The organism is Rhodanobacter sp. sgz306013, from assembly GCF_057031145.1.
The window spans coordinates 549,117-575,296 of sequence record NZ_JBXCIJ010000002.1 but is presented as its reverse complement, the minus strand read 5'-3'; the positions used below and the strand labels follow the sequence as shown (position 1 = coordinate 575,296).

Sequence of the window (26,180 nt, the reverse complement as noted above, 5' to 3'; positions counted from 1 at the left end):
TCCGGTACGGCGTAGTGGCAGGAGCGCGCCCAGTGAGCGATGAGGCTTTTCGCGACGGGCGTCAGTCGCGCACGGGGTGCGCTCCTGCACGGGTGGGTTCAGGCGAGCTGCTCGTAGGCAGGCAAGGTGAGGAAGTCGTGGAGCTTGTCGGCGTGGATCAGCACGCGGATCAGCGCGGCGGAGGCATCGGCACGGGCGGCGCCGGGGTGGGCGCTGTCGCGCAGACGGTGGGCGTGCGCAGCAAGCGCGTGGTCGAACAGCGCGAAGTCGATGGGCGCGCCATCGGCAAATTCCAGGTCGCCGTGGTGGAGCCATTGCCACAGCTGCGCCCTGGCGATCTCGGCGGTGGCGGCATCTTCCATCAGGTGGTGGATCGGCACGCAACCCAGGCCGTCCAGCCACGCCGCGGTATAGCGCAGGCAAACTTCGACGTTGTTGTCGAAGCCGGCGCGGGTGATCGTGCCGGGGCAGGGCGCGAGCAGCTGCTCGCGACCTACCCGCACGTCGAGGCGCTCCGCGTCGCGCTGGTTGGGTTCGGGCATGTATTCGTCGAACACGGCCTGCGCCACCGGCACCAGCGCGGGATGCGCCACCCAGGTGCCGTCGTGGCCCGCCTTGACCTCGCGCAGCTTGTCGGCCCGCACCTTGGCCAGCGCGGCCTCGTTCGCGGCAGCGTCGCCCTTGATCGGGATCTGTGCGGCCATGCCGCCCATCGCGAAGGCGCCGCGCTTGTGGCAGGTCTGGATCAGCAGCTCCGAATACGCCTTCAGGAACGGCACGGTCATCTGTACCTGGCCGCGCTCGGGCAGCAGGCGCTCGCGGTGGCCGCGGAGGGTCTTCAGGTAGGAGAAGATGTAGTCCCAGCGCCCGCAGTTCAGGCCTACCGCGCGTGCCTGCAGTGCGTGCAGGATCTCGTGCATCTGGAACGCGGCGGGCAGCGTCTCGATCAGCACGGTGACCTTCATGCTGCCGGGCGGGATGTCCAGCGCGACTTCCGCATGGGCCATGACCTCGTCCCACAACGCGGCCTCCTCCATGCTCTCCAGCTTGGGCAGGTAGAAATAGGGTCCCAGGTCGCGGCGGTGCAGGGCGCGCGCGTTGTGGTACGCGTACAGGCCGAAATCCACCAGTGCACCGGCCATCGCCTCGCCGTCCACTGAGAGGTGGCGCTCGGGCAGGTGCCAGCCGCGCGGGCGCACCACCAGCACGGCGGGGTTGTCGTCCACGCGATAGTGCCTGCCCTCGGGCGAGGTGTAGGCCAGCGTGCCGGCCACCGCATCGCGCAGGTTGATCTGGCCATCCATCTGATTGGTGAAGCTTGGCGCCGAGGAGTCCTCGAAGTCGGCCATGAACACCTTCGCGCCGGAGTTCAGCGCGTTGATGATCATCTTGCGTTCCACCGGCCCAGTGATTTCCACGCGGCGGTCGCGCAGCGCGGGTGGAATCGGCCCCACCGTCCATTCGCTGTCGCGGATCGCGGCGGTGTCGGCGCGGAAATCCGGCAGCTCGCCGGCATCCCAGCGCGCTTGGCGCAGGCCGCGGGCGGCCAGCAGCTCGCGGCGACGGGCGTCGAAGCGGCGGTGCAGGTCGGCGAGGAAGCTCAGCGCGTCCGGGCTGAGGATCGCCTGCTGGGCTGGACTGGGCTGGGCGTGCAACTGCACGGCGGTGCTGTCGAGGCGTTCCCGGGGCAAGGCCATGGTGGGCTCCGTAGTCGTGGACGACTCGAAGCTAGGTCATTGATTTACAATTTGACAAAGCAAATGTTTCAATTTTTGCTATTGTAAATATCAATATGAACTTTAAGCCACTGATATGACAGAACGAAAGACGACGCCCGATGAGGCAGGATTGTCGAAAAGATCGCGCCGCGGCGCACCAAAAAAACGTACGTCGACGCATGGAGGAGAGGCGGAAGCGGCCCGCTACTACTACAAGGGCAACCGCCACAAGCAGCTGCGCGCCTTCGTGGCCACGGTGAAACTGGGCACGCTGAGCCGCGCCGCGGAGGCGCTCTACCTGTCCCAGCCCTCGGTGAGCCTGCAGCTGCAGGCGCTGGAACGCGAGCTGGGCGCGAGCCTGCTCGAACGCCGCCGCCGTCGCATCAACCTCACCGATGCGGGCGAGGCGCTGTATGAGCTGGCGCGCCCGCTGGTGGAAGGCTGGGAAAACCTCGATCGCGACTTCCAGGCCAGAGTGCAGGGCCTGCAGGCCGGCAAGCTGGTCGTCGCCGCCGGCACTTCCACCATCCAGTACCTGCTGCCCGAGCTGGTGCGCCGCTACCGCGAACGCCACCCCGCGGTGCAGCTGCAGCTGGCCAACGTCACCGGCAAGGACGGACTCGCCATGCTGCGCGAGGACAAGGCCGACTTCGCCGTCGGCTCGATGCTGGACGTGCCGCACGACATCGCCTGGGAGCCGGTGCGCCATTACGACCCCATGCTGATCCTGCCGCCCGATCACCCGCTGGCCGCGAAAGAGCCGCTGGAGCTGCAGGACCTGTCACCCTGGGGCCTGATCTTGCCGCCACAGCGGCTGTCCACCTACCGCCTGGTGGACCTGGTATTCCAGCAGAACCAGGTGCCGTACAAGGTGGCGATCGAGGTGGGTGGCTGGGACGTGATCAAGGAATACGTGGCGATGGGCCTGGGCATTTCCATCGTGACTGGCATCTGCATCACCGCCGCCGACCGCACGCGCCTCGCCGTGCGCAACATGTCGCGCTGGTTTCCGCAGCGGAGTTACGGCGTGGTGATGCGCAAGGGCAAGTTCCTCAGTGCCGAAGCGCGCGCCTTCATCGACTTGATCCGTCCGGGCTTGCTGACGTACCGGGACTACGACGAGCCGGGGCATTCGGGGCGATAGGCACGCGGCTTCACCCCTGCCGCTGCAGCGCCAACCTCAGGCCGAAACCCAGCAGCACCATGCCGCAAATGCGGTCCATCCATCGGCCGACCTGCGGCTTGCGCTGCAGCAGCCGGTGGATGTGGCCGCCCGCCAAGGCCAGCACCAGCGACCAGGAGAGTCCGGTACCGATGAAGCTAGCGCCCAGCACCAGCAGGCCAAGCTGCGGATGGCCGGCTTGCAGCGAAACGAATTGTGGCAGGAAGGCGAGATAGAACAGCGCTACCTTCGGATTCAGCACGTTGGTGAGCATGCCCTGGCGGAACGCGGCGGCGAAACCGGCGCCTCGCGTCTGCGTGGGTTTGCGATGCTGCTGACGGCTGAGCAGCATGCGCAGGCCGATCCATGCCAGGTAGGCCGCGCCGAGGTATTTCAGCACCGCGAAGGCGAGCGCCGAGGTCATCAGCAGTGCCGACAGCCCGAGCACTGCGGCCAGCGTGTGCACCACGCAACCGCCATTGATGCCCAGTGCGGCGCCCAGCCCCACGGCGTGGCCTTCGCGGCCGCTGCGCGCGAGGATGTAGAACGTGTCCAGCCCCGGAGTGAGGTTCAGCGCGATGCAGGCGAGCAGGAAGGCGTCGTAGTGCTGGATGCCGAGCATGGCGGTCAGATCCCGTGGTGCTTGCCCCGGAATGGAGCATAGAACCTGCGCAGCCGTTCCATGTCGGCGGCCATGTCGCCGGTGGTGTCGAGCAGCGGGCCGAGGCGGATGGTCTTGTCGGGATAGTTGAAGGCAACGGGAAACACCGGCACGCCGACGTCGTGGGCGATGCGCCAGAACCCGCTCTTCCACCGCGGCACGTGGCGGCGGGTGCCTTCCGGCGCTATGCCCAGCCACAACCGCTCGCGCTGGCGGAACTGGTCGATCATCTGCTCGACCACGCCTTGCGCGCTGCCGCGGTTGATCGGCATGCCGCCCAGCTTGACGAGCAAGGCACCCAGCGGGCCGCGGAACAGCTCCTGCTTGGCCATGAAATGCACGTCGGCGCCGATGGCGGCCTTCATCAGCAGGCCCCAGACGCCGTCCCACCACGAGGAATGCGGCGCGGCGATCAGCACCAGTTTCGGCACGTCGGGGAAGTCACCGACCAGGCTCCAGCCGCACAGGCGGAGCACGCCACGACAAAGGCGCCGGCGCCGGCCGTCGCGCAGTTGCGGCATGCGAGGCGGCAACTGCGCGGGTGCGGGGACCGTACCCTTCATTCGAACACCGGTTTGCGCGAGCGCGTCTGTTTCAGCTTGCCGCGCTGCTGCTTGCCGGCGAGCCGGCGCTCCTTCGAGGCGCGCGTGGGCTTCGTCGCCACCCGCTTCTTCGGCACGGCCAGCGCGCCGCGGACGATCTCTGCCAGCCGCTCGCGCGCGTCGTCGCGGTTGCGGCCCTGGTCGCGGAAGCGGCGCGCCTGGATCACCAGCACGCCTTCGTCGGTGAGCCGGCGGTCACGCCGCGCCAGCAGCCGCTCGCGTACGGCATCGGGCAGCGAGGGCGAATGCGCCACGTCGAAGCGCAGTTCCACCGCGCTCTCGGTGCGGTTCACGTGCTGTCCGCCCGGGCCGTCGGCGCGCAGGAAGCGCTCAACCAGTTCGGTCTCGGGCAACGCAAGGGTGCGGCTGATGGTCAGCATGCCCTGAGTTTAGGGGATGGCGTCAGCGGGCCGAAACGGCGTGGGGCTCCCCATTTCGCCGACCGACCGGTTCCGTAGGGGCGCACCCTGTGCGCGATGGCTCTGACGTTTGGCCGGAGCCGAAAAGCATTCGCGCACAAGGTGCGCTCCTACAAATCCTCAAGCGCCGTCGCCCAGCCAAAACGTTCCAGCAGCGCGGCGTACTCGCCATCCAGCGGTGCCTGCAGTGTCATGGCTCCGCCCGTCACGGGATGCCGGAATTCCAGCCGCCACGCATGCAGCAGCATGCGGTGGCAGGCGAAGTGCTGCTTGTAGAGACGGTTGTGGTCGCCACGGCCGTGCTGGCAATCGCCGATCACCGGATGGTGGAGATGGGCGAGGTGCTTGCGGATCTGGCGGAAGCGGCCGGTCTCCGGCTCGGCAAGCACGAAAGCATAGCGTTGCTGCGGGTAGCGGCCCAGCTCGATGGGCACTTCCACGGTGGCGAGGCGGCGGTAGCGCGTACGCGCCTCGCGGCGTGGACCGGTCTCGCGTGAACCGGGCAGCGGGTAATCGACCATGCCTTCGGCGGGTTCCGGCCAGCCGCGCACGACGACGAGGTATTGCTTGCGCACATCGCGGCCCATGAACTGCTCGCCCAGTGCCGCGGCGATTTCGCTGGATCGTGCCACCAGCAGCACGCCGCTGGTGGCACGATCCAGCCGGTGGGCGAGGTACAGCTGGCCGCCCACCTGCTCCCGAAGCACGTCCACCAGGTACCGCTCGGCATCGTTCACCATCTTCGAACGGTGCACGGGCAGGCCCGCGGGCTTGTTCACCGCGATCAGGGCGTCGTCCTGGTGGAGGATGTCGATGGGCGGCATGGCGTTATCTGCAGGGGCGGCTTCAGCCGCGACGCGCTGGCGATGCGGTTGCCGGAAAGGACGGAGAGGCATCGCGGCCGAAGCCGCTTCTACCGGTTCTGCAGCCAACCCCAGCCGAAGGCGAGCAACCCGGCCGCGCCTGCGCCCAACGGCAACCAGACGCCATGCTGCGGCGCCAGCGCCCACAGCAAGGTGGCGCAGAGCAGCAGGGTGGCGCCGAGCGCGCTGCCCGCGATCATGCGCAGCAGGCGCCGCACCAGGTCGCGCTGGTGGCTGAGCGTATCCACGTCGGCGAGCAGACGGTGTTCGCCGCGCGCGATGCGCTCCAGCGAGTCGTGCACCAGTTCGGGCAGGCGCGGCGCGAGGTAAAACCATTCGGGCAGGCGCTTGCGCACTTCGCGCAGCGTGCGCAGAGGGCTGTAGCGCTCGCGCAGGATGCGCTTCAGCACCGGATGCGCCACCGCCCAGATGTCGATCTCCGGATCGAGCAGGCGGCCCACGCCCTCGATGTTGAGCAGGGTCTTCTGCAGCAGGATCAGCTGCGGCTGCAGGGTCAGCTCGAAGCGGCGCGCGGTCTGGAACAGCTTCACCACCAGCTCGGCCAGCGAGATCTGCGACAGCGGGCGGGTGAAATAGGGTTCGCACACCGTGCGCACCGCCGCTTCCAGTTCGTCCAGCCGCACCGTGGACGGCATCCAGCCCGCATCCACGTGCAGCTTGGCGATGCGCGCGTAATCACGCTCGAACAGTGCGATGAAGTTCTGCGCAAGCCAGTATTGGTCGGCCTCGGGCAGCGAGCCCATGATGCCGAAGTCCAGCGCGATGAAGCGCGGCTCGGCGGGGCGCGTGGGATCGACCCAGATGTTGCCGGGGTGGGCGTCGGCGTGGAAGAAATTGTCGCGGAACACCTGTTCGTAGAACACCCGCACGCCCTTGACGGCCAGCGCCTTGCGGTCGACGCCGGCGGCGTCGATCGCGGCGATGTCGTCGCTGCTGATGCCATGCACACGCTCCAGCGTGAGCACGCGCTGCGCGGTCAGGTCCCAGTGCACCTCGGGCACGTAGAGGTCCACGCCGCTGGCGAAGTTGCGGCGCAGCAGGCTGGCGCTGGCGCCTTCGCGCTGCAGGTCCAGCTCGTGCTCCAGCATTTTCTCGACCTCGGCGACCACGTCGAGCGGCCGGATCTTGTCGGCGCTCGGGTGCCAGCGCTGGGCGAGCAGGCCCAGCGAATGCAGCAGGCGCACGTCGCGTGCGATCTTGGCGTCGATGCCGGGGCGCAGCACCTTCACCACCACCGCGCGGCCGTCGGGGAGTTCCGCGGTGTGCACCTGGGCGATCGAGGCGGAGGCCAGTGGCGTCTCGTCGAAATGGGCGTAAAGCCGCCCGATCGGCGCCTTCAGCCCGGCCTCGACGATGGCTTTGGCCTCGACGCCGGGGAAGGGCGGCACCTGGTCCTGCAGCAGGGCCAATTCGTCGGCGATGTCCTCCGGCACCAGGTCGCGCCGGGTGGACAGCACCTGGCCGGCCTTGACGAAGATCGGGCCTAGCTCGGTGAGCGCGAGGCGCAGCCGCACGCCGCGCGCCAGCGGGCGTACGTCGACGACCGGCCGGCCCAGCAGCGGGCGCAGGAATTTCAGCGGGCGGAACAGGTGGGTTGCATCGACCAGCTCGTCCAGCCGGTAGCGCAAGAGCACCACGGCGACACGCAGCAGACGCGGCACCACGGCAAGCGGGGTCACGCGGACTTTCCTTGCAGGCGCGCTTCCAGGCGGGCGAGCCGGGCCTCCAGTCGTTCGCCGCGTTCCCGCAGCGCATCCACGCCATCAAGGAAGGCCTCGGCCTCGCCCGGCGCCAGTGCGAGGCGCGACTCGTCGTGCAGCCAGGCGGCGCCGTCCTCAGTGAAGTGGCTGGCGGTTTCCTTCGCGTGTGCGAGCGCCTTGCGCATCGCACGTGCGATCGGCACGCCCAGCACGTCGCCGAAGCTCCGCGCGAACGCTTCCTCGAAATCCGGTGCGAACTGGCTGGCGAGCTTTTCCAGCCGTCGCGCGAGGTCGGCGTCGCCGGCGATCTCCACCTTCCCCGGCGCCACACCGTCGTCACCGCGACGCAAAGCCATTGCCAGCAGGCTGCCCGGCGTGGCGGCCACGCGCAGCGTGCCGGTGCCGGCCTCGCCCGCGTCGGGCGGCCCGACCTCGAGGTGGCCGTCCTGCACCTGCACGGCCAGCGCCAGCTCCGGTCCGGTGAGATGCAGCAGGACGCGGCGGCCGTTCAGGGCGGCAAGCTTGTGCTGCGTGTCCGGATCGAGCGACAGCGCGTGGTTCAGCGCGGTTTCCAGCGCTCGTCCAGCCAGTTTGCGCAGCGGCATGGGCAGCCAGGCGTTGGGTGTGGCGATATTCATCCGTCGATTGTAGCGGGCAGGGGCCCGCGGGCGTGTGCCGAATGCTCCGTGCACGGACAGGCGCCCGCGGAGCGCGATGGATACCACCCCGCGCCCGGCAATCGCGCAATCGGCCGTCAGTCGCAGGCGCCGTCGAAGCCCAGTTGCCGCCAGGCTTCGTACACGGCGACGGCGACGGCATTGGAGAGATTGAGGCTGCGGCTGTCCGGTCGCATCGGCAGGCGCATGCGCCGCGATTCGGGAACGGCGTCCAGCACCTCGGCGGGCAGCCCGGCGGTCTCGCAGCCGAACAGCAGGGCATCGCCGTCGGCGTAGCGGGCATCGACATGACGCGTGCGGCCGCGGGTGGTGAACGCGAACACGCGCGGCTGGCCGATCGCGGCAAGGCAGTCATCGAGGCCGTCGTGCACCGCGACGCGTGCGTACTCGTGGTAATCCAGGCCGGCGCGGCGCAGGCGTGCGTCGTCGAGCGCGAAGCCGAGCGGGCGGATCAGGTGCAGCGTGGCGCCGGTGTTGGCGCACAGGCGGATGGCGTTGCCGGTGTTCGGCGGAATTTCGGGGCGGAACAGGATGACATGCAGCATCCGGCGATTATCGCGTGCAGGACGGCACGCGAGCCAATCATCCCGTCGATCAGCTGCGCGGCAGCGGGCAGGCTGCGCCGCGATCCGACGCCGCACAAGGGGTGGTCGAGGCGACCAGTGCGTGGGTGGCGCCGGTACTGGCCGGCTGCGGCGGGATCAGGTGCACGGTCAGCATCGAGCCCAGCACCAGGCTGCAGACCAGCAGGCAGGTGACGAACAGACCTTGCAGCATCAGGCTTTCGTGTTTCATGGCTTTACTCCGGCAGGCGTGTCGCAAGGCGGGCTCAGCCCGGCTGGCGGGGGCAGATCACGCCGTCGGCCGCCAGTGCGCATTGCGCGGGCGAAGCCAGCAGGGCGCTGCCGGCACTGGCCAGCTGCACGGACGAAGGGGTGGCACTCAGCATCGCGCCCAGCACCAGGGTGCAGACCAGCAGGCAGACGACGAACAGGCCGCTCAGCATCAGGTTCTCGTATTTCATGGTATGTCTCCGACAAGGGTGGGTGGTTCCTGCATGTATCGAAGTGCAATCCGCGTGCCAAGTCGTGATTCGCACGCAATCCATTGGAAATAAAGAATTTCAAGGAACGGCATGGCGACCCATTGCTTGTCCGCGGACAGCTGGACAAGCAAACCGGACAGCCGGACGGACAGGCGGGCGGGCTTGCCCTTTGTCATATGGCAAGAGATCGCGAACTCCACGCAAACTCGGGTGACACCTCGAACCGAGGCAAGGAGCATCACCGCGGGAACCAAGCCGCTCGCCCCGCTGCCGGCGTACCTGAATGGGCGTTGCAGCCGGTGGCGCGCTGGGTGCGGCCGCGAACGGCGGGGTGGCCGCATCCGGCATGCCCCAGATCCCGCACAAGAACATCGCGAAAGCGGCGGCACAGGCGGAGCCGCGCGTGTTCCTGATCGACCGGCCCGAGGCGCCGCAGCCGTTGATCCTGGCGGGCCTGCTCATGCCGTGATAGCCGACAAGCCGCTGGCCGCCGCCGAGGTCGCCAGGATCAGGGGCCAGCGCATCCGCGCGTTGCCGGACAGCTATGAGACCGCCGCCGCGGTGCCCGATGCGATGAACGGCATCGTCGGGTGTGACCGACCCGACGATCATGTGCGGATGCCTGAGCCGAGGCCGAAGGTGATCGCCGCCGACCAGGGCCGGGCCGCGATCAGCCAGGTCCTGCAGCCCGCGGCGATGACCTGGGTGATCGCGGGGGGCCTGAGTCAGGCAGATCGAGGCGCCGGTACGCGCGCTGAACCGCGGCGATGTGCAGGTGCTCGACGCCGACGGCAAGCCGGCTTCGAAGCAGGTGCGCAATACAGGCGCGATCCAGCAACGCGCGCTAGCATGGTGCCCGGGCGGTTTGCCGCCCGGCCTTTCTTCATCCCGACATCGGAGTCGCCCCATGCGCAAGACCGTGCTGCTGCTCGTTCCCACCCTGCTGCTGGGCGCCTGCACCTGGGGCATCAACCCCACGCCGGCGTCGCAGAACGTGCACACGGCGTGGAGCGGCGATGTCTCCGGCTGCCGCGACCTTGGCAAGATCACCGTTTCGGTGATGGACCACGTGGGCCCGGTGGATCGCAACGACATCAAGGTGCGCGACGAACTGCAGGTGATGGCGCGCAACGAGGCCGCCACCATGCACGCCGACACCATCAAGCCGTTGGCCGAGCCCAGCGACGGTTCGCAGCCCTGGGGCGCCTACCAGTGCGGTTCGCACCCGGTGACGCCAGCCGCTGGGCCGGGGAACAACCCTGCCGCGCCTGCGTCCAGTGGCGGTACGCAGACCTATCCGATCAAGGGTGGCTGAGCCCGGTTCGCCGGATCGGGAGGCATGAAGGGCGCCGTTCGGCGCCCTTCATGTTTGCGCGAGCCGGCACGGCGGATCGGGCGCCCGCTGGCCGGCCCATTCGCCCGCCACGCCCGCCGGGCAAGCCGGTGTGTTCCTGAACGGTGCGCGACGGCTGCTGCTGCGATGCGGGCGAGAAAGCCCGGCATCCGCCGGCAGTCAGCAGGGAGGGGGGCTGGTTGTGCTAAATGGACGGCGCAATCGGAACGGGAGAGTCCGCCAGCCGCGGATTGTCCGGCCCACCAGAGGGTTCATGCATGCGAACAGAACGCCGGGTCGTCGGTTTCGCCCTCACGATCCTTTGTGTGTTTCTTCAGGCGTGCTCCACGCTCCCGCCCAGCACCGGGAAGGCCGAGACGCACCATCTGCCGGCTGCTACCGATACTCCACTGGCGCGGTACGCCCACGCGGAGGCGCATAAGCATCCGCGCCAAGCGGGCTTCCGGCTGCTGACGTTGAGTACCAACGCACTGCTCAGCCGGGTAGCGCTTGCCGATCACGCCGCGCACTCGATCGACTTGCAGTACTACATCTTCGCCAACGACATGACCGGCCACTTGATCATGCAGCACCTGCTTGCTGCTGCCGATCGCGGCGTGCGCGTCCGGATACTCATCGACGACATCAACTTTGATGACAAGGATCACCTGTTCGAGGCGCTGGACTCGCATCCGAACATCGAAATCCGGCTGTTCAACCCATTCCGGACGAGGGATCCGAATCCGTTGTCCCGCGCCGCCCAGTTCGTGCTGGAGTGGCGGCGCCTCAATCGGCGCATGCACAACAAGTCGTTCATCGTGGACAACAGCGTGGCGGTCATCGGCGGGCGCAACATTGGCGATCCGTATTTCGGCGCGGACAGCAACACGCGCTTCCGTGACCTTGATGTGGTGGCCATCGGCCCCGTCGTGCAGCAGGCATCCGAAGCGTTCGACGCCTACTGGAACTGCGACGCCGCCTATCCGCTCGGTCAGCTCAAGAAGACCGACGCATCGGGCCGGCGCCTTGCCGCCGCACGTCTGATTCTGCAGAAGGACGTGCGGGCATACACGCAATCCGACTATGCGCAGGCCGTGTCGGACGAGTTGCCGAATGGGCCGACGGCCGACAAGCGAGGGGCATGGTTCTGGGGCAATGCCGAGCTCGTGGCGGATCAGCCGCAGAAGATCGGGACCGAGGGCGACGTGCCGGCCTTGCGCATCGGTCCGCGGCTCAAGGCCATGCTGGACGGCGCCCACCACGAGATCCTCGCGACGACGCCCTACTTCATCCCCGGCGATGCCGGCACCAAGCATCTCGTAGCGCTGGTCCGGGGCGGCGTGTCCATCAAGGTATTGACCAACTCACTCGCATCCACCGACGAGGCGGCGGTGCATGCGGGCTATGCGCACTATCGCAAGGCGCTGCTCGAAGGGGGTGTGCAGCTCTACGAACTCAAGCCGACGTCGGGCCAGAACCAGCCATCCACGACCGTCGGGAAATCGTCGGGCATCAGCCTTCACGCCAAGTCCATTGTCGTGGATGAACGCCAGGTCTTCATAGGCTCCCTCAACATGGACCAGCGCTCCAAGCTGTTGAACACCGAAATGGGTGTCATCGTCGATTCGCCCGGGTTGGCCCACGCCATCAGCGACTTCTTCCGCACCGCGACGGAACCTTCGAATGCGTACCGGGTGACGATCGACCCGGTTTCGCACGCACTGGTCTGGCACGCCGAGGACAACGGCAAGCCGGTCGCTTTCCAAAGCGAGCCCGGCGCGGACGCCACGCGGCGCGCGGAAGTGACCCTGCTCGGCCTGCTTCCCATCGACAGCCTGCTCTAGCCACTGGGCGGGTGGTGCCGGTAGCCGGTATCGGTCGGCGCCGGTCATCACGTCGCCCACCGGTCCCGCGCGTTTGAGCCGTCGAGGACCGTGTTGGGTCGGTTGCGGATTCAGTCGCCCGAGATCCCACCTGAATAGCGGAACGGTTTTGGAGTCCAGGCCCACCAGGCCGAAATTGTTGCGCGTGGGCGATCCGGTCAACATCCGCCGGATGGCCGGCGGCGTGCGCCTCGAGGGCGTCGTCGCCGGCGTCGCGCAGGGCATCACCGACGACGGCAAACCTGCCGGCACGAACCTGCTGCCCAACGTGAATACCGCCCTCAACTGGGTGCGATTGGCCCGGCGCGTCCAGCGCGCATCACGATCGACAACGCCGCGCTGCCAAAGGCATGCATACTGGCCACGGGCATGACCGCCACGACCGAGGTGTGGCCGCATAGAACCGAGTCGGCGCGCGCTTCGCACCGGTAGGCAAGCCTGCGCCGGGTTTGCCATCATCTGTGGCCATGAATCGCTTGATGAACGCCCCGGGCCGGCTCGCCCGCCGCCTGCTGCCGCGTCAACGACGCGCGGCGGCGGAACGCCTGCCTGCCTTCGCCGTGCCGGCCGACGCCATCGCGGCGCTGCCCGATCCGGCCGCCTTCCGCCGGACCCTGCTGCAGCTGATCGCCGGGGCCGAGCGGCGCATCGTGATCGTGGCGCTGTACCTGCAGGACGACGACGGCGGCCGCGAAGTGCTGGCCGCGCTGTACGCTGCCAGGGTGCGGCATCCGGAGCTGCGCATCACGTTGTACGTGGACTGGCATCGCGCGCGCCGCGGCCTGATCGGCCAGGCGCACAGCGAGGGCAACGCAGGCATGTACCGCGAGTTCGCGCGCCGGCTGGGCGAGGGCGTGGAGATCCGCGGCGTGCCGGTGCAGGGCCGCGAGCTGCTCGGCGTGCTGCACCTGAAGGGCTGGGTGATCGACGACGCCGTGCTGTACACCGGCGCGAGCCTCAACGACGTCTACCTCGCGCGGCACGGCCGCTATCGGCTGGATCGCTACCACCTGCTGCGCCACCGCGGTCTTGCCGATGCGTTGGCCGGCTTCGTCGAACGCCAGTTCGCCGGCAACGCGGCCGTGCCGCGGCTGGACACGCCGACGGAGCCGCCCACCCGCGCGCTGCTGCCGGCTATCCGCGAGCTGCGCCAGTCGCTGCAATCGGCCAGCTACGTCGTCCCCGAGCAGGCGGCGCCGGCCGACGACGAGGTGGCGGTGACGCCGCTCCTGGGCCTGGGCCGCACCGGCAATGCGCTCAACGACATGGTGCTGACGCTGCTGGAGGAGGCGCGCGAGCGGGTGGTCCTGTTCACGCCGTACTTCAACCTGCCGCGGCCGGTACGCGCGGCGGTGGGCCACGCGCTGCGGCGCGGCTGTCGCATCGACATCATGGTGGGCGACAAGACCGCCAACGATTTCTACATCCCGCCGGGACAGCCGTTCACGACGATAGGCCTGCTGCCGTATCTCTACGAGAACAATCTGCGCCGCTTCGCCCGCGCACACGCGCGCCAGCTCGCCAGCGGCCAGTTGAACCTGTGGTTGTGGCGCGACGGCGACAACAGCTACCACCTGAAGGGCCTACGGGTGGACCAGCACGCAGCCCTGCTGACCGGCCACAACCTCAATCCGCGCGCCTGGTCGCTGGACCTGGAAAACGGACTGCTGCTGCGCGACCCCGCGCGACAGCTGCAGGCGATGCACGAAGCCGAATGGGAGGGGCTGCGCCGGCACGCCGCGCGGCTTGCCGACTACCGCGCGCTGGAAAGCCCGCGGCATTACCCGCCGGAGGTACGACGCCTGTTGCGCCGCCTGAGCCGGGTGCGGCTGGACCGCCTGGTCAACTGGCTGCTGTGACGCCTGGAGCCTGCCGGCGGGGCTGGTGAAGCCCGCGGTGACGGGCTCTTTCGTTGCCGCCCTTCCCGGGCGGAACAAGGCGGATGGGGCTCAGCCCAGCGCGCGCACCCGGAAGTTGCGCCCCTTGATGCGCCCCGCGCGCAGCCGTTCCAGCGCCTTGTTCGCCAGCGCGCGGCTGATCGCCACGTAGGCGCGGGTGGCGAACACATCGATCTTGCCGATGTCCTTCGCGTCCAGTCCCGCGTCGCCGGTGAGCGCGCCCAGGATGTCGCCAGGGCGCAGCTTGTCCTGGCGACCGGCGTCGATCACCAGGGTCTTCATCGACGCGAGGTTGAGCTGCTTGCCGCGCGGCGGCGACACGCGCAACGGATGCCATGGCAGCGGGCGGCCAAGCTGCTCTTCGATGTTCAGCGCCTTGGGCCGCTCACGCGGCGTGACCAGGGTGATGGCGAGGCCGTTCTCGCCTGCGCGCCCGGTGCGGCCCACTCGATGCGTGTGCGTGTCCGGGTCGTGCGCGATGTCGTAGCTCACCACCAGCGGCAGTGCGGTGATGTCGAGGCCGCGCGCGGCCACGTCGGTGGCCACCAGCACGCAGCAACTGCGGTTGGCGAACTGCACCAGCACTTCGTCGCGGTCGCGCTGCTCCATGTCGCCGTGCAGTGCGAGCGCCGAGAAGCCGCGACGGTCCAGCTCCTGCGCCACGGCGTCCACGTCCTTGCGCATGTTGCAGAACACCAGCGCGTGCTGCGCCTGTTCCGCGCTGAGTGTGCCCTTGGCCAGCAGCTGCGCCAGCGCGTCCATCTTCTCCGCCGGCTCCACTTCATGGAAACGCTGCTCGATGGTGGTTTCCTCGTGCGGGCTTTCCACCGTCACTTCCACCGGATCGCGCTGCACGCGCTTGCTCACCGCGCGGATCTCGTCCGGATAGGTGGCCGAAAACAGCAGCGTCTGGTGGTGCTTCGCGATGCGTCCGACGATGTCGTCGATAGCCTCGCTGAAGCCCATGTCCAGCATGCGGTCGGCCTCGTCCAGCACCAGCACCCGGACACCGCCGCCGTGCAGGCTGCCGCGCTTCAGGTGTTCCTGCACGCGGCCGGGCGTGCCCACCACGATGTGCGGGTCGTGCGCGAGCGAAGCCAGTTGCGGCCCCAGCGGCATGCCGCCGCACAGGGTCAGCAGCTTCACGTTGGGGATGTTCGCGGCGAGCTTGCGGATCGCCTTGCTCACCTGGTCGGCCAGTTCGCGCGTGGGGCACAGCACCAGCGCCTGCAGGCGGATCGTTTCCACCTGAAGCGCCTGCAGCAGGGCGAGACCGAACGCAGCGGTCTTGCCGCTGCCGGTCTGTGCCTGCGCGATCACGTCGCGGCCTGCCAGCATCGGCGGCAGGCTTTGCGCCTGCACCGGTGTCATGTCGGCGAAATCAAGGGTTTCGAGGCTGGCGAGCAGGGCGGGCTTGAGCGGGAGCGTGGCGAAGGCGGTCATGCGCCATGATCGCACCTCCGCCCGCGGGACGGGCGGGTCGTGCGAGGTCGCCCGATGAATGGACCATCGGCGGAGCACTCGCCGATCCATCGTGCGGCGATTGGCCGGGGAGCCGGGGAAGTGCGGGACGGCACTTCCTGGACATCCTGGTTACGCCAGCGCCGAATCGATGCGGATCTCGCCGGAGAGCACCTTGTGGATCGGGCAGGCATTGGCGATCTGCAGCAGGCGTCCGCGCTGCGCCTCGTCCAGCTTGCCGTGCAGGACGATGCGCCGGCGGATCAGGTTGCTGCCGTCTTCCGGCTTGCCGTCGGGGTTGAAGTCCAGCGCCACCTCGACGCCTTCCAGCGGCCAATCCTTGCGTTCGGCGTACATCTTCAGCGTGATCGAGGTGCAGGCGCCCAGCGCAGAGAGCAGCAGCCGGTGCGGATCCGGGCCGGTATTGGCGCCGCCCTGGTCGTCCGGCTCGTCGGCCAGCCATTGGTGGCCGTGGTCGTCGCCGAGGCGGACGGCGTAGCGCGTGCCGGCGATCGCGGCGGTGACGGCGGGAGGGGTATTCATGGCGGCGGCTCCGGTCGGTGGGTCGGCCGCCACATCTAGCACAGCGGGCGCAGGCGTGTGTGCCGCTGGAGTGAAATGCCGAGGGCTTGCATCCGCGTGCGCGGTCGCGGACCCTGTGCAGCCCGTGTTCCAGCTACGCACCCCCATGGACATCGTCTTCATCGAGGATCTGCGCATCGACGCCGTGATCGGCATCTACGACTGGGAACGTCGCGTGCGCCAGACGCTGGCGTTCGACATCGAGATGGCGTTCGACAATACCGTTCCCGCCGCCAGTGACGATATCGCGCTGACCTTGAACTACAAGGACGTGTCGAAGCGGCTGATCGACTACGTTGGCGCGTCCAGCTTCGGCCTGGTGGAGACGCTGGCCGAACGCTGCGCCGCGATCATCCGCGAGGAATTCGGCGTGGGCTGGGTGCGGCTGAAGCTGTCCAAGCCCGGCGCGGTGCGCGGCGCGAAGGCGGTGGGCGTGTGCATCGAGCGCGGCACGAGACCGGCGTGACGATGGCGCGCGTCTACCTCAGCCTGGGTTCCAACCGGGAGCCGCGCCGTCACCTCAACGCGGCGCTGGACGAGTTGCGCTCGCGCTTCGGCGCGATCACCGTGTCGCCTGCCTATCGCAGCCGCTCGGTGGGCTTCGATGGCGCGGACTTCGTGAACCTCGCGGTGGGGCTGGATACGGACCTGGAGCCGGTCGCGCTCAACGACTGGTTGCACGCGCTGGAGGACCGCAACGGCCGTCGCCGCGACGTGCCGCGCTATTCCGACCGCACGCTGGACGTGGATATCGTGCTGTACGACGAGCGCGTGATCGAGGGTCCGGGCCACCTGCAGATCCCGCGCAAGGAGCTGCGCCATGCCTTCGTGCTGAAGCCGCTGGCCGACATTGCGCCTGCGGCGCGGCACCCCGTCGGCGGGCAGACGATGGCGGAGCTGTGGGCGGCGTTCCCGCAGGAGCGCGAGCCGCTCGTGGCCGAGCCGCTCTAGACGTGCTGCACTGTCGCGGCGGCGCCGCCGGTGCTAGAAAAGCGGCTCCAATCGCATGGAGGGCAGGGATATGGCCGGCAAGTTCGCCCGCAGCTGGGCATTGATGAAGGCGAGTGCAGGCGTGCTGCGCTCGGACAAGTCGCTGTTGCTGTTCCCGTTGCTGTCGGGGGTGTGCAGCCTCGTGGTGGCGGCGAGCTTCCTGCTGCCGGTGGTGCTGGCGCTGGTCGGCCACCACGGCGACGACCTCGGAGGCCGCCGCTTCGCGCCGGCCTACTACGTGGTGCTGTTCGCGTTCTACCTGGCGCAGTACTTCGTGATCGTGTTCTTCAACACCGCGCTGGTCGGTGTGGCGTTGGCGCGCCTGCGCGGCGAGCCCGCCGGGCTGGCCGATGGCTTTGCGCTGGCGCGCTCGCGGCTGGGCAGCATCTTCGGCTACGCCCTGATCGCCGCCACGGTGGGCCTCTTCCTGCGCGCCCTGCAGGAGCGGCTGGGTCTGGTCGGCCGCTTCGTGGTGGGCCTGCTCGGTCTGGCGTGGACGGTGGCCACCTTCCTGGTGGTGCCGGTGCTGGCCAGCGAGGGCGCAGGGCCGGTCGAGGCGGTGAAGCGCAGCGCGGGGCTGCTCAAGCGGACCTGGGGCGAGAACGTGATCGGCAACGCGGGGCTGGGCGTGGTGTTCGGCCTGGTGTTTTTCCTCGCGGCCCTGCTGGCTGCGGCGCTGGTGTTCGGCGCCATCGCGACCCAGTCGGTCGCCGTCATCGCGCCGGCGATCGTGCTGGTGGTGATCGCTTTCATGCTGCTTGGCCTGGTGCAGTCCACCCTGCAAGGCATCTACGCCGCGGCGCTGTACCGCTACGCGGAAGCGGGCGAAGCGGGCGGCGGCTTCGACCAGGCGCTGCTGGAATCGGCGTTCCGTCCCAAGCGCTGAGTCACGTCGTCAGCGTGCGGCCGCCATCCACGCGGATGATCTGGCCGGTGACGTAAGGCGCATCGCGAAGTAGCCACAGCACGGCGCCGGCCACGTCTTCGGGCGAGCCGGCGCGGGCCAGCGGCGTGCGCGCCAGCAACGCCTGCTGGTCGGCGTAGGGCTTGCCGTCGCTGGGCCACAACACCGCGCCGGGGGCCACGCCGTTGACGCGGATGTCGGGGGCGAGGTCCAGTGCGAGCGAGCGCGTCATCGCCGCCAGCGCGGCCTTCGCCATGCAGTAGATCGGGTGGTCCGCCAGCGGGTATTCGGCGTAGATGTCCACCAGGTTCACGATGCCGCCGTGCGTGGCGCGCAGCGCCGGCGCGGCCGCCTGGGCGAGGAAGAACGGCGCCTGCGCGTTCGAGGCGAACAGCTCATTCCACTGCGTCACGGTGGCGCTGCCCACTGGCGTGGGGTGGAAGGCCGACGCATTGTTCACCAGCGCGTCGAGACGACCGAAGCGGGCCAGCGCGGTATCCACCAGCGCGGGCAGCGCGTGTGGATCGGCCAGCTCCGCCTGCAGCACCAGGGTGCTGTCGGGCCGCGCGCGTTCCAGTTCGGCAGCCAGCGCCTCGGCCTCCGTCACCGAGCGGCGGCAGTGCACGGCGAGGTTGTAGCCGGCCGCGTGCAGCGTGCGCGCTATCACCGCGCCCACGCGCCGGCCGGCGCCGGTGACCAGGGCGGCGGGACGTTCGGGAGGTGACGACATGCGACGATTCCTGCGCGGAGACGGATACCGACAGCTTGCCGGAACGGCACGGCGGCGTCACCCGCGCGGCGTGGGCGGCGCCACCGCCGTCGTCGTTCCATCGTCGGCATCGCCGATGCCGCCGTCGAATAGTTCAATCGCGGTGGCCGCCACCTGCCCGGTGTCGTAGTACGCGTAGGCTCCCACGCCCAGCGCGCCGATCACCGGCAACCAGCGCGAAACGCCCTCGCCCAGCGCGCGGCGGCTGAGCTTGACGCCCAGGTGCCTGGCGATGCGCTCCACCACCGTCTGCGACATGCGCCGGAACAACAGGCGGTCGCCCATGCGTACTACCAGGTCGCGGAAGGCCTGCGCCGCGGTATGGCGGAACAGGCAGTACAGCATCTGCTCGCGGCCCAGTTCCGCATGGCGGCCGTAGGCGGCGGCGATGTCGCTGACCATCTGTGCCTGCAACTTCCAGATCGCCACCAGTTCCGGCAGCACCGTGAGCCAGCCCAGCGGCCCAGGCGGCAGCGCCAGCGAGCCGGCGGTTAGCGCGGCGCGCTGGGCGGTGCGGGCGGCGATCTGGCGCGCCTGCGCCTTCGGGTCGGCCGCACCGTCCACCTTGCTGTCGGGGATGCGGCTGACGAAATCGAGGATGGCCTGGGTGACCCGGTTCGCTTCCTCGTGCTTGCCGATCACGGCCGGCACCTGTCGGCTGCCGCCGGCAGGCGCCGGTGCGGGCGGGCGTCGCTGCTTCATGGCGCACTCCGTGGGCGCGCTGACGCGCACATGCGGCCCAGTCTAAGTCGTGGGCATGAAGCGGGACGCAATGCGTGCGTCGCGCAGCATGACTTATGGCCCAGGGCCATTCCGGGCGAAGAAAGTAATGTTATAACATTACACATGCAGATTCGGCCTCCCCTGATGGCCTGCCTCCACCCTGGAATCCCTGCCCATGAAGCTTGCTTCTCTCACCCTGATCCTTGCCCTCGCGCTGTGTGCGACGGCGGCCCCCGGCGCGTACGCCGATGATGTGACGCCCGCTGCCACTCCCACCGCGGCCGGCGGTGTGGTGACCGACGAAGCCGCGGCTGCCTCGCGCAACCGGCCGGCGCCCACGGTGCGCGACCTCGGCGGGATCAGCGTCTCCGCAGCGCTGGACCAGGCGCGCAACGCGCTGTCGCCCGACACCGGCTCCAGCCAGTACGTGATCGACCAGAAGGCGATCGCGCAGCTGCCACTGGGCGCCTCCACACCGGTGAACCAGGTGATCCTGCAGGCGCCGGGCGTGGTGCAGGATTCCTACGGCGGACTGCACGTGCGCGGCGACCACGCCAACTTGCAGTACCGCATCAACGGCGTGATCGTGCCCGAGTCGATCTCCGGCTTCGGCCAGACCCTGGACGCGCGCACGATCCAGCGTGTGAGCCTGCTCGACGGCGCGCTACCGGCGCAGTACGGCCTGCGCACCGCGGCGGTGGTGGACATCACCACCAAGAGCGGCGCCGGGCTCGGCAACGGCGGCAGCGCGGGCGTCACCGCCGGCTCCCTCGGCACGCTCAATCCTAATGCTTCGATCTGGGGCAGCAGCGACCGCTGGAGCTGGTACCTCACCGGCAACTATCTCGAGGACGACGTGGGCATCGAGAACCCCGCGTCCAGCCGCACGCCGGTCCACGACCACACCAACCAGGCAAAGGCATTCGGCACGCTCAGCTACCTGGTCGACAACGACACCCGTCTGAGCTTCATGTTCGGCGCGGCCAACAACCGCTTCCAGATCCCGAACCGGCGCGATGTCTCTCCGCAGTTCGGTTACCAGGACCAGGCCGCGTTCGACTCCGCCGACCTCAACGAGCAACAGCGCGAGCGCACCCGCTTCGGCGTGCTGTCGCTGCAGGGCAAGCTGGGCGCCACCCACTACCAGGTTTCGCTGGGCCAGCGTTACACCAGCGTCGGCTTCAGTCCCGACAGGATCGGCGACCTGATGTTCAACGGCGTTGCCGCCACGGTGAACCGCAGCAACCGCGCCAGCACCCTGCAGGCCGACTTCGCCACCCCGCTGGGCGACAGCAACACGCTGCGCTACGGCGTCTACGGCAGCTTCGAACACGCCTTCAGCGGCAGCGACGCCTGGGTGTTCCCGGCCGACGCGAACGGCAACCAGGCCAACACCACACCGATCAACATCGTCGACAACAACCGGCTTACCGCGAAAACCTGGTCCGCCTACGTGCAGGACGAGTGGAGCATCGGCCAGGACTGGACGGTGAACTACGGCCTGCGTGGCGACCGGTACACGCTGGCCGGCGCCACCAGCAGCCAGCTCAGCCCGCGCCTGGGCGTGGTCTGGCAGGCTACCGACAGCACCACCGTGCACGCCGGCTACTCGCGCTACTTCACGCCGCCGGCCACGGAGATGATCACCACCTCGAACATCGCCAAGTTCGACGGCACCACCAATGCGGTGTCCAATCCCGGCAACGCGCAGCCGCTGGCCGAGCGCTCCAACTATTTCGACGTGGGCGTGTCGCAGAACATCGGCCCGTCGCTCACCCTTGGCCTGGACACCTATTACCGCGACGTGCAGCGCCTGCAGGACGAAGGCCAGTTCGGCGCCGCCCTGGTCTACTCCACCTTCAACTACGCCCGCGGCCACGTCGGTGGCGTGGAATTCAGCGCCAACTACGACCAGGGGCCGTTGTCGGCGTACTTCAACCTGGCCTACAGCCGGGCGATGGGCAAGCACGTGATCACCAGCCAGTACAATTTCGCGGTGGACGATCTGGCGTACATCGCCGACAACTACATCCACCTCGATCACGACCAGGCCTACACCTCCTCTGGCGGCGTGAGCTACGCCCTCGGCGACGACACCCGGGTCGGCGCCGACTACCTGTTCGGCTCGGGCCTGCGCCGCGACGACGCGGTACCGAACGGTGCGCACCTGCCGGCCTACTTCCAGCTCAACCTCAACGTCTCGCACGACTTCGTATCCAACCGTTTCGGCAAGCTGCACACCCAGCTGGCGCTGATCAACGCGCTGGACCGCACCTATGAGCTGCGGGACGGCACCGGTGTGGGCGTGGGCGCGCCGCAGTTCGGCCCGCGCCGCGGCCTGTACCTCAGCCTGCAGAAGGACTTCTGAGTCCCGCTGCAGGGATGGCCGCGCGCCGGCTTCCGGCACGCGGCCATCCGCTATGCTTGCGGCCTTGGTCCCAGCGCTGTCCGCCCGATGTCCGCACGCCTCCCCGAACCCAGCGCCGACGAACGCGCGCATTCCGACCGCCTGCTGGGCCAGTTGCGCGAGCAGATCGCCGCGCACGGGCCGATCCCGTTTTCACAGTTCATGGAGCGCAGCCTGTATGCGCCGGGGCTGGGCTACTACAGCGCGGGCAAGACCAAGTTCGGCGAGGCGGGCGACTTCGTCACCGCGCCGGAACTGGGCGGGCTGTTCGCGCGCTGCGTGGCAAACGTGGTGGCGCCGGTGCTGGACGCGCTGGGTGGCGAAGCGAATTTCCTCGAACTGGGCGGCGGCAGTGGCGCGTTCGCGGAGGTGGCGCTCAAGGCGTTCGCCGAAGCGGACAGCCTGCCGCACCGTTACCTGATCCTCGAACCCAGCGCCGACCTGCGCGAACGCCAGCGCGAGCGCCTTGCAGCCGCGTTGCCGGCCGAACTCAACGCGCGCGTCAGGTGGCTGGATGGCCCGCCCGACCATGGCTGGCGCGGCGTGCTGTTCGCGAACGAGGTGATCGACGCGCTGCCCGCCACGCGCATCGCGATGAAGGGCGGCGAGGTGTTCGAGGAGTACGTGGCGCTGGATGGCGAAGGGCGGCTGATGCGGGTGGACCGCCCCGCCGACGCGCTGGTGGCCGGTGCGGTGCGCCACGTCGAGCGCGACCTGGGCGCGGATTTCGCCGACGGCTACCGCAGCGAGATCCTGCCGCAGCTGCCGTACTGGCTGCAGGCCGTGGCCGGTACGCTGGAGGCCGGCCTGATGCTGTTCGTCGACTACGGCTACGTGCGCCGCGAGTACTACCAGCCCGGGCGCCGCGACGGCACGCTGATGGCGCACTACCGCCACCATGCGCACGGCGATCCGCTGTGGCTGCCCGGCCTCAACGACCTCACCGCCTCGGTGGATTTCACCGCGCTGGCCGAAGCCGGCAACAGCGCCGGTTTCGGCGTGGCGGCCTACCTGCCGCAGGCGCGGTTCCTGATCGCCAGCGGCCTGCAGGAGGCGTTCGAGGCGGCCCATGCGCAGGCCGCCGACGAGGCGGCACGCTACCGGCTGGCGCAGGAGGTGAAGCGGCTCACCTTGCCCGACCAGATGGGCGAGCGTTTCCAGGCGATGCTGTTCGCCCGGGGCCTCGACCTGCTGCCGCTGCCGGCGGAGCTGCTGGCTGCCGACCAGGGCGGGCGGTTGTAGGAGCACACCCGCGGATCAAATCCGGGGCACCCCGTATCCGAATGGCTCTCGCCCCGGTCAAGCACCGGGGCCGTCCTGCACAGGGTTCGCTCCTACTTCGCAGTCGGCGCGCCGCGCCCCAGCGCCATGCCCTTGAGCACGTTGAGCGCCTGCGCCAGCGCGTAGTCCCTGGTGGCGAGCGAGCCCTCGGCAGCGCTGCCGTCGGCATCGATGTTGCCACCGGCCTTCGCATGCTCGTTGGCGAGATGGTTCGGCAGGTCGGCCTCGGAGCTGATCAGCTCGGGCGCCACGTCGGCCTTGCGCACGCTGAGGTCGGCGAGCGGGATGTCGGGCCGGATGCCCTCGGCCTGGATCGAGGTGCCGTTCGGCGTGTAGTAGCGCGCGGTGGTGATCTTCACCGCGTGGTCGGCGTCCAGCGGCAGCACCGTCTGCACCACCCCCTTGCCGAAGGTGCGCTGGCCGATCAGCAGGGCGCGATGGTTGTCCTTCAGCGCGCCGGAGACGATCTCGGCGGCGGAGGCGGTGCCGTGGTTCACCAGCACTACCAGCGGCGCGCCGTCGAGCAGGTCGCCCGGATGCGCGCTGAAACTCATGTTGGAGTCGGCCAGGCGACCGCGGGTGGTGACGATGGTGCCGGAATTCAGGAAGTCGTCGCTCACCGACACCGCGGCGGTGAGCAGGCCGCCCGGGTTGTTGCGCAGGTCGAGCACGGCACCCTTCGGCGCGCCGTCCCTGGCGACCACCGCGGCCAGCTTGCGTTCGAGATCGGCGGCGGTGTCGCTCTGGAACTGGGTGATGCGGATGTAGTCGTAGCCGGGCTCGAGCTGGCGCACCTTGACGCTGGTGATCGCGATGTTCTCGCGCGTGAGGTGCATGTCCACCGGCGTGTCACCGCCCTTGTGCAGGACGGTCAGCGTGATCTTGCTGCCGGGCTTGCCGCGCAGCTTCTTGAACATGTCGTCCACGTTCTGCGGGTCGACCAGCACGCCGTCGATCTTCACGATGCTGTCGCCGGGCTTGATGCCGGCGCGGGAAGCGGGCGTGTCGTCGATCGGCGTGACGATCAGCAAGCCGCCGTCCTGCTGCAGCACCTCGATGCCGAGGCCGCTGTACTGGCCGGTGGTGTCCTCGTCGAGCTGGGCCAGGCCTTCCTTGTCGAGGTACTCGCTGTGCGGGTCGAGGCCGGCGAGCATGCCGGTGATCGCGTCCTTCATCAGCACGTGGTTACTCACCGGCTCCACGTAGGCCTGGCGCACGATGTCGTAGACGCGGCTGAAGCGGCGGATGTCCTCGAGGTTGACCGGGTGGTTGTCGTCGGCCTTGGCGGGCGCGTCGGCGCGCACGTGGGTGGGCGCCAGATCGGTGGGCGGCTCGGGCGCGCTCGCGGCCGGCGCCGGCGCGTTCTGCGCGTGCACGAACGACGCCGCCAGCAGCAGGGCGCACAGGCTGTAGGTGGAAAACCGCATGGAACGACTCCGGGGAAGGGGGCTCCCGCCGCGCGGGCGGCGGGTTTCGACGCTGCCAGCCTGCGACGACGGCGGGCAGCCGTCAACGGTGCTGGCTGAATGGCTGGCCGGGCCGGCTCAATGGTGCTGGCCGAGCCAGCTGCGCGGGTCGACCGGCTGGCCGTCGCGACGCAACTCGAAGTACACGCCGGTGTTGATGCCGGTGGGCGGCGCGGCAGTGCCCACGGCCTGGCCCGTGGTGACCGCGTCGCCCACGTTGTGCAGCAGCGCCTCGTTGTTGCCGTACATGCTCATCCAGCCGTTGCCGTGGTTGAGGATCAGGAGCATGCCGTAGCCGCGCAGGAAGCCGGCGTAGACCACCCGGCCATTCGCCACCGCGCGCACCTCGCTGCCGCCGCTGGCGCGGATCAGCACGCCGTTGCCGTAGCGGTGCACGTCGCCGGCCGCTGGCCAAGGCAGGTTGCCGCGGATGTTGGCGCCCGCGCCGCCCACCGCGATCGGCGGCGGCGCCTTGCCGCCGTGTTTCCCCGCCGCAGCCTGGCGCGCGGCCTCGCGTGCGGCGGCCTCGCGCAGCGCCAGGTCGATCTGCTTCTGCAGCTTGTCGACCAGGCTGTTGAGGGACTGCTCATCCTGCTTCAGCGCCGCCAGGCGTTGGGCCTGATCCTGATAGGTGGCGTCGGTCTCGGCAGCCAGTTTCTGCTGCGCGGCGCGCTGCTTGCCCAGCTGCTCGCTCTGCTTCTCGCGCTGCACGCGTTGGGCCTGCAGCGCCTGCTGCTCGGCGGCGATCTGCTGTTCCAGCGCCTGCAGCTGGGCCAGGCTGGCCATCAGCTGCTGCACCTTCTGCACACGGTCCTGCTGGAAGTATTTCGAGTACACCAGCGCCCGCGCGATGCGGCCCACGTCCTGGTTGTCCAGCAGCAGGCGCAGATCCGAGCCGTGACCCAACGCGTAGCTGGCGCGCAGCAGGTCGGCGATCGCGGCCTTCTGTCCGTCCAGTTTCTGCTTCAGCCCGGCCCGCTGCTGCTGCAGCTGGTCGAGCTGCTGCTGCTTGGCGGCGAGCGCGGCGTCGGTCTCGCGCAATGCGCGTGCGGCGGCGGCCAGCGCGGTGGTCTGCTTCGCCAGTGCGGCGTTGAGCTGGTCGCGGCGGGCGGCGGTGGCGGCCTGCTGCCTGCCCAGCGCCTGCACTTCCTGGTGCACGTTGCTGAGCTTCTGCTTGGCCGCGGCCTGTTCGGTCTGGCTCTTGTCCTGCCGCGCCTGCGCGGTTGCCACGACGAGGGCGGCGCTCAATGCCGCGACGGAGAGAACGGGGAGGCGGGCGGCGCGTACGAGGCTGGGCATCGGCCGATTATCGCCGAGGCCGCCGACCGCGGCGAGCCGGCTGCGGGCTGGTCGTTCATGCGGCGGGCGTCGGCGCATCCCGGCGACGGCCGCTGCGGCCGGCCATGCCAGCGCGTTGCGCAGCTCGGCGCATGCCGCCGCATAGTCCGCCGCCCCGGCGGGATCGTCCAGCAGCCGACCGCCGGCGCAGCGGCGGAGCGGCGGCCATCTTGCGATTCCGCAAGGTTTTCGTGCGGCGATCGGCAGCCCCCGGTAAAGCCGCCGCCATACCGCATGACCAACATGCCGGGAATTCTTGCGCCCCTCCCGGAGACTT

At 69.2% G+C, this 26,180-nt stretch carries 27 protein-coding genes; 11 read left to right on the top strand and 16 right to left on the bottom strand.

What is annotated here, in order from left to right:
* Nucleotides 1–98: 98 nt before the first annotated feature.
* On the bottom strand, nt 99–1,697 hold the full coding sequence (gene aceB, locus AC2EWF_RS07580) for a malate synthase A (RefSeq protein WP_483638749.1): 1,599 nt from the start codon (nt 1,695–1,697) through the stop codon (nt 99–101).
* A 151-nt stretch (nt 1,698–1,848) separates the two neighbouring features.
* Here aceB and AC2EWF_RS07575 point away from each other — a divergent pair, with 151 nt between their 5' ends.
* Entirely contained in the window at nt 1,849–2,862 is a 1,014-nt protein-coding gene (locus tag AC2EWF_RS07575) for a LysR family transcriptional regulator (RefSeq protein WP_483638748.1), read from the top strand.
* Between the two features lie 10 nt (nt 2,863–2,872).
* On the opposite strand, the gene AC2EWF_RS07570 is transcribed toward AC2EWF_RS07575, so the two are convergent.
* The 9 genes from AC2EWF_RS07570 to AC2EWF_RS07530 form a co-directional block, all read right to left on the bottom strand.
* Nucleotides 2,873–3,502, bottom strand: coding sequence for a LysE family translocator (locus AC2EWF_RS07570; protein ID WP_483638747.1), 630 nt, complete (start codon nt 3,500–3,502; stop codon nt 2,873–2,875).
* A 5-nt stretch (nt 3,503–3,507) separates the two neighbouring features.
* Nucleotides 3,508–4,104, bottom strand: a complete 597-nt coding sequence (locus AC2EWF_RS07565; protein WP_483638746.1) for a 1-acyl-sn-glycerol-3-phosphate acyltransferase — start codon at nt 4,102–4,104, stop codon at nt 3,508–3,510.
* Nucleotides 4,101–4,523: an alternative ribosome rescue aminoacyl-tRNA hydrolase ArfB gene (gene arfB / locus AC2EWF_RS07560; RefSeq protein WP_483638745.1), complete on the bottom strand. Its 423-nt coding sequence runs from the start codon at nt 4,521–4,523 to the stop codon at nt 4,101–4,103. The genes AC2EWF_RS07565 and arfB overlap by 4 nt, the downstream gene beginning before the upstream one ends.
* A gap of 149 nt (nt 4,524–4,672) precedes the next feature.
* Nucleotides 4,673–5,386: a pseudouridine synthase gene (locus AC2EWF_RS07555; RefSeq protein WP_483638744.1), complete on the bottom strand. Its 714-nt coding sequence runs from the start codon at nt 5,384–5,386 to the stop codon at nt 4,673–4,675.
* An 89-nt stretch (nt 5,387–5,475) separates the two neighbouring features.
* Nucleotides 5,476–7,125, bottom strand: a complete 1,650-nt coding sequence (ubiB, locus tag AC2EWF_RS07550; RefSeq protein ID WP_483638743.1) for a ubiquinone biosynthesis regulatory protein kinase UbiB — start codon at nt 7,123–7,125, stop codon at nt 5,476–5,478.
* Complete coding sequence (locus tag AC2EWF_RS07545; protein ID WP_483638742.1) at nt 7,122–7,784, bottom strand: ubiquinone biosynthesis accessory factor UbiJ; 663 nt, start codon at nt 7,782–7,784, stop codon at nt 7,122–7,124. Before AC2EWF_RS07545 ends, ubiB begins: the two co-directional genes overlap by 4 nt.
* A 116-nt stretch (nt 7,785–7,900) precedes the next feature.
* Complete coding sequence (locus tag AC2EWF_RS07540) at nt 7,901–8,368, bottom strand: tRNA (cytidine(34)-2'-O)-methyltransferase (RefSeq protein ID WP_483638741.1); 468 nt, start codon at nt 8,366–8,368, stop codon at nt 7,901–7,903.
* 49 nt (nt 8,369–8,417) lie between these two features.
* Nucleotides 8,418–8,618: a hypothetical protein gene (locus AC2EWF_RS07535; RefSeq protein WP_483638740.1), complete on the bottom strand. Its 201-nt coding sequence runs from the start codon at nt 8,616–8,618 to the stop codon at nt 8,418–8,420.
* Between the two features lie 34 nt (nt 8,619–8,652).
* Nucleotides 8,653–8,847: a hypothetical protein gene (locus AC2EWF_RS07530; RefSeq protein ID WP_483638739.1), complete on the bottom strand. Its 195-nt coding sequence runs from the start codon at nt 8,845–8,847 to the stop codon at nt 8,653–8,655.
* A gap of 304 nt (nt 8,848–9,151) precedes the next feature.
* Between AC2EWF_RS07530 and AC2EWF_RS07525 the strand changes: the two genes are divergently transcribed.
* The 5 genes from AC2EWF_RS07525 (at nt 9,152) to pssA (ending at nt 13,943) form a co-directional block, all read left to right on the top strand.
* Complete coding sequence (locus tag AC2EWF_RS07525) at nt 9,152–9,337, top strand: hypothetical protein (protein ID WP_483638738.1); 186 nt, start codon at nt 9,152–9,154, stop codon at nt 9,335–9,337.
* A 438-nt stretch (nt 9,338–9,775) separates the two neighbouring features.
* Complete coding sequence (locus AC2EWF_RS07520) at nt 9,776–10,183, top strand: DUF4156 domain-containing protein (protein WP_483638737.1); 408 nt, start codon at nt 9,776–9,778, stop codon at nt 10,181–10,183.
* A 296-nt stretch (nt 10,184–10,479) separates the two neighbouring features.
* The gene (locus tag AC2EWF_RS07515) at nt 10,480–12,045 is read left to right on the top strand and encodes a phospholipase D family protein (protein ID WP_483638736.1); all 1,566 of its coding nucleotides are present in this window, start codon (nt 10,480–10,482) and stop codon (nt 12,043–12,045) included.
* A gap of 184 nt (nt 12,046–12,229) precedes the next feature.
* On the top strand, nt 12,230–12,457 hold the full coding sequence (locus tag AC2EWF_RS07510; RefSeq protein WP_483638735.1) for a hypothetical protein: 228 nt from the start codon (nt 12,230–12,232) through the stop codon (nt 12,455–12,457).
* Nucleotides 12,458–12,551: 94 nt separating this feature from the next.
* Nucleotides 12,552–13,943: a CDP-diacylglycerol--serine O-phosphatidyltransferase gene (pssA, locus tag AC2EWF_RS07505; protein WP_483638734.1), complete on the top strand. Its 1,392-nt coding sequence runs from the start codon at nt 12,552–12,554 to the stop codon at nt 13,941–13,943.
* A 90-nt stretch (nt 13,944–14,033) separates the two neighbouring features.
* Here the strand turns inward: pssA and dbpA are convergent, their stop codons facing one another.
* A complete protein-coding gene (dbpA, locus tag AC2EWF_RS07500) occupies nt 14,034–15,425 on the bottom strand; it encodes an ATP-dependent RNA helicase DbpA (protein WP_483638733.1) in 1,392 nt (463 codons plus the stop codon).
* Nucleotides 15,426–15,575: 150 nt separating this feature from the next.
* On the bottom strand, nt 15,576–15,986 hold the full coding sequence (locus AC2EWF_RS07495; protein ID WP_483638732.1) for an OsmC family protein: 411 nt from the start codon (nt 15,984–15,986) through the stop codon (nt 15,576–15,578).
* Between the two features lie 145 nt (nt 15,987–16,131).
* On the opposite strand from AC2EWF_RS07495, the gene folB reads away from it, so the two are divergent.
* From folB to AC2EWF_RS07480, 3 genes are all read left to right on the top strand, one after another.
* The gene (folB, locus tag AC2EWF_RS07490) at nt 16,132–16,491 is read left to right on the top strand and encodes a dihydroneopterin aldolase (protein WP_483638731.1); all 360 of its coding nucleotides are present in this window, start codon (nt 16,132–16,134) and stop codon (nt 16,489–16,491) included.
* 2 nt (nt 16,492–16,493) lie between these two features.
* Complete coding sequence (gene folK / locus AC2EWF_RS07485; protein WP_483639128.1) at nt 16,494–16,976, top strand: 2-amino-4-hydroxy-6-hydroxymethyldihydropteridine diphosphokinase; 483 nt, start codon at nt 16,494–16,496, stop codon at nt 16,974–16,976.
* A 70-nt stretch (nt 16,977–17,046) separates the two neighbouring features.
* Nucleotides 17,047–17,901: a DUF6159 family protein gene (locus AC2EWF_RS07480; protein ID WP_483638730.1), complete on the top strand. Its 855-nt coding sequence runs from the start codon at nt 17,047–17,049 to the stop codon at nt 17,899–17,901.
* Between the two features lies 1 nt (nt 17,902).
* Here the strand turns inward: AC2EWF_RS07480 and AC2EWF_RS07475 are convergent, their stop codons facing one another.
* Nucleotides 17,903–18,649, bottom strand: a complete 747-nt coding sequence (locus AC2EWF_RS07475; protein ID WP_483638729.1) for a pteridine reductase — start codon at nt 18,647–18,649, stop codon at nt 17,903–17,905.
* Nucleotides 18,650–18,706: 57 nt separating this feature from the next.
* A complete protein-coding gene (locus tag AC2EWF_RS07470; RefSeq protein WP_483638728.1) occupies nt 18,707–19,390 on the bottom strand; it encodes a hypothetical protein in 684 nt (227 codons plus the stop codon).
* 196 nt (nt 19,391–19,586) lie between these two features.
* Between AC2EWF_RS07470 and AC2EWF_RS07465 the strand changes: the two genes are divergently transcribed.
* Nucleotides 19,587–21,779 carry a TonB-dependent receptor gene (locus AC2EWF_RS07465; RefSeq protein ID WP_483638727.1) on the top strand — a complete coding sequence of 731 codons (2,193 nt, stop codon included), beginning with the start codon at nt 19,587–19,589 and terminating at the stop codon, nt 21,777–21,779.
* An 87-nt stretch (nt 21,780–21,866) separates the two neighbouring features.
* Nucleotides 21,867–23,060, top strand: a complete 1,194-nt coding sequence (locus AC2EWF_RS07460; RefSeq protein WP_483638726.1) for a class I SAM-dependent methyltransferase — start codon at nt 21,867–21,869, stop codon at nt 23,058–23,060.
* 92 nt (nt 23,061–23,152) lie between these two features.
* Here AC2EWF_RS07460 and AC2EWF_RS07455 read toward each other — a convergent pair whose 3' ends face one another.
* Together AC2EWF_RS07455 and AC2EWF_RS07450 are read right to left on the bottom strand one after the other, a co-directional pair.
* Nucleotides 23,153–24,526, bottom strand: coding sequence for a S41 family peptidase (locus tag AC2EWF_RS07455; RefSeq protein ID WP_483638725.1), 1,374 nt, complete (start codon nt 24,524–24,526; stop codon nt 23,153–23,155).
* A gap of 117 nt (nt 24,527–24,643) precedes the next feature.
* A complete protein-coding gene (locus AC2EWF_RS07450; protein WP_483638724.1) occupies nt 24,644–25,864 on the bottom strand; it encodes a murein hydrolase activator EnvC family protein in 1,221 nt (406 codons plus the stop codon).
* Between the last annotated feature and the right edge of the window lie 316 nt (nt 25,865–26,180).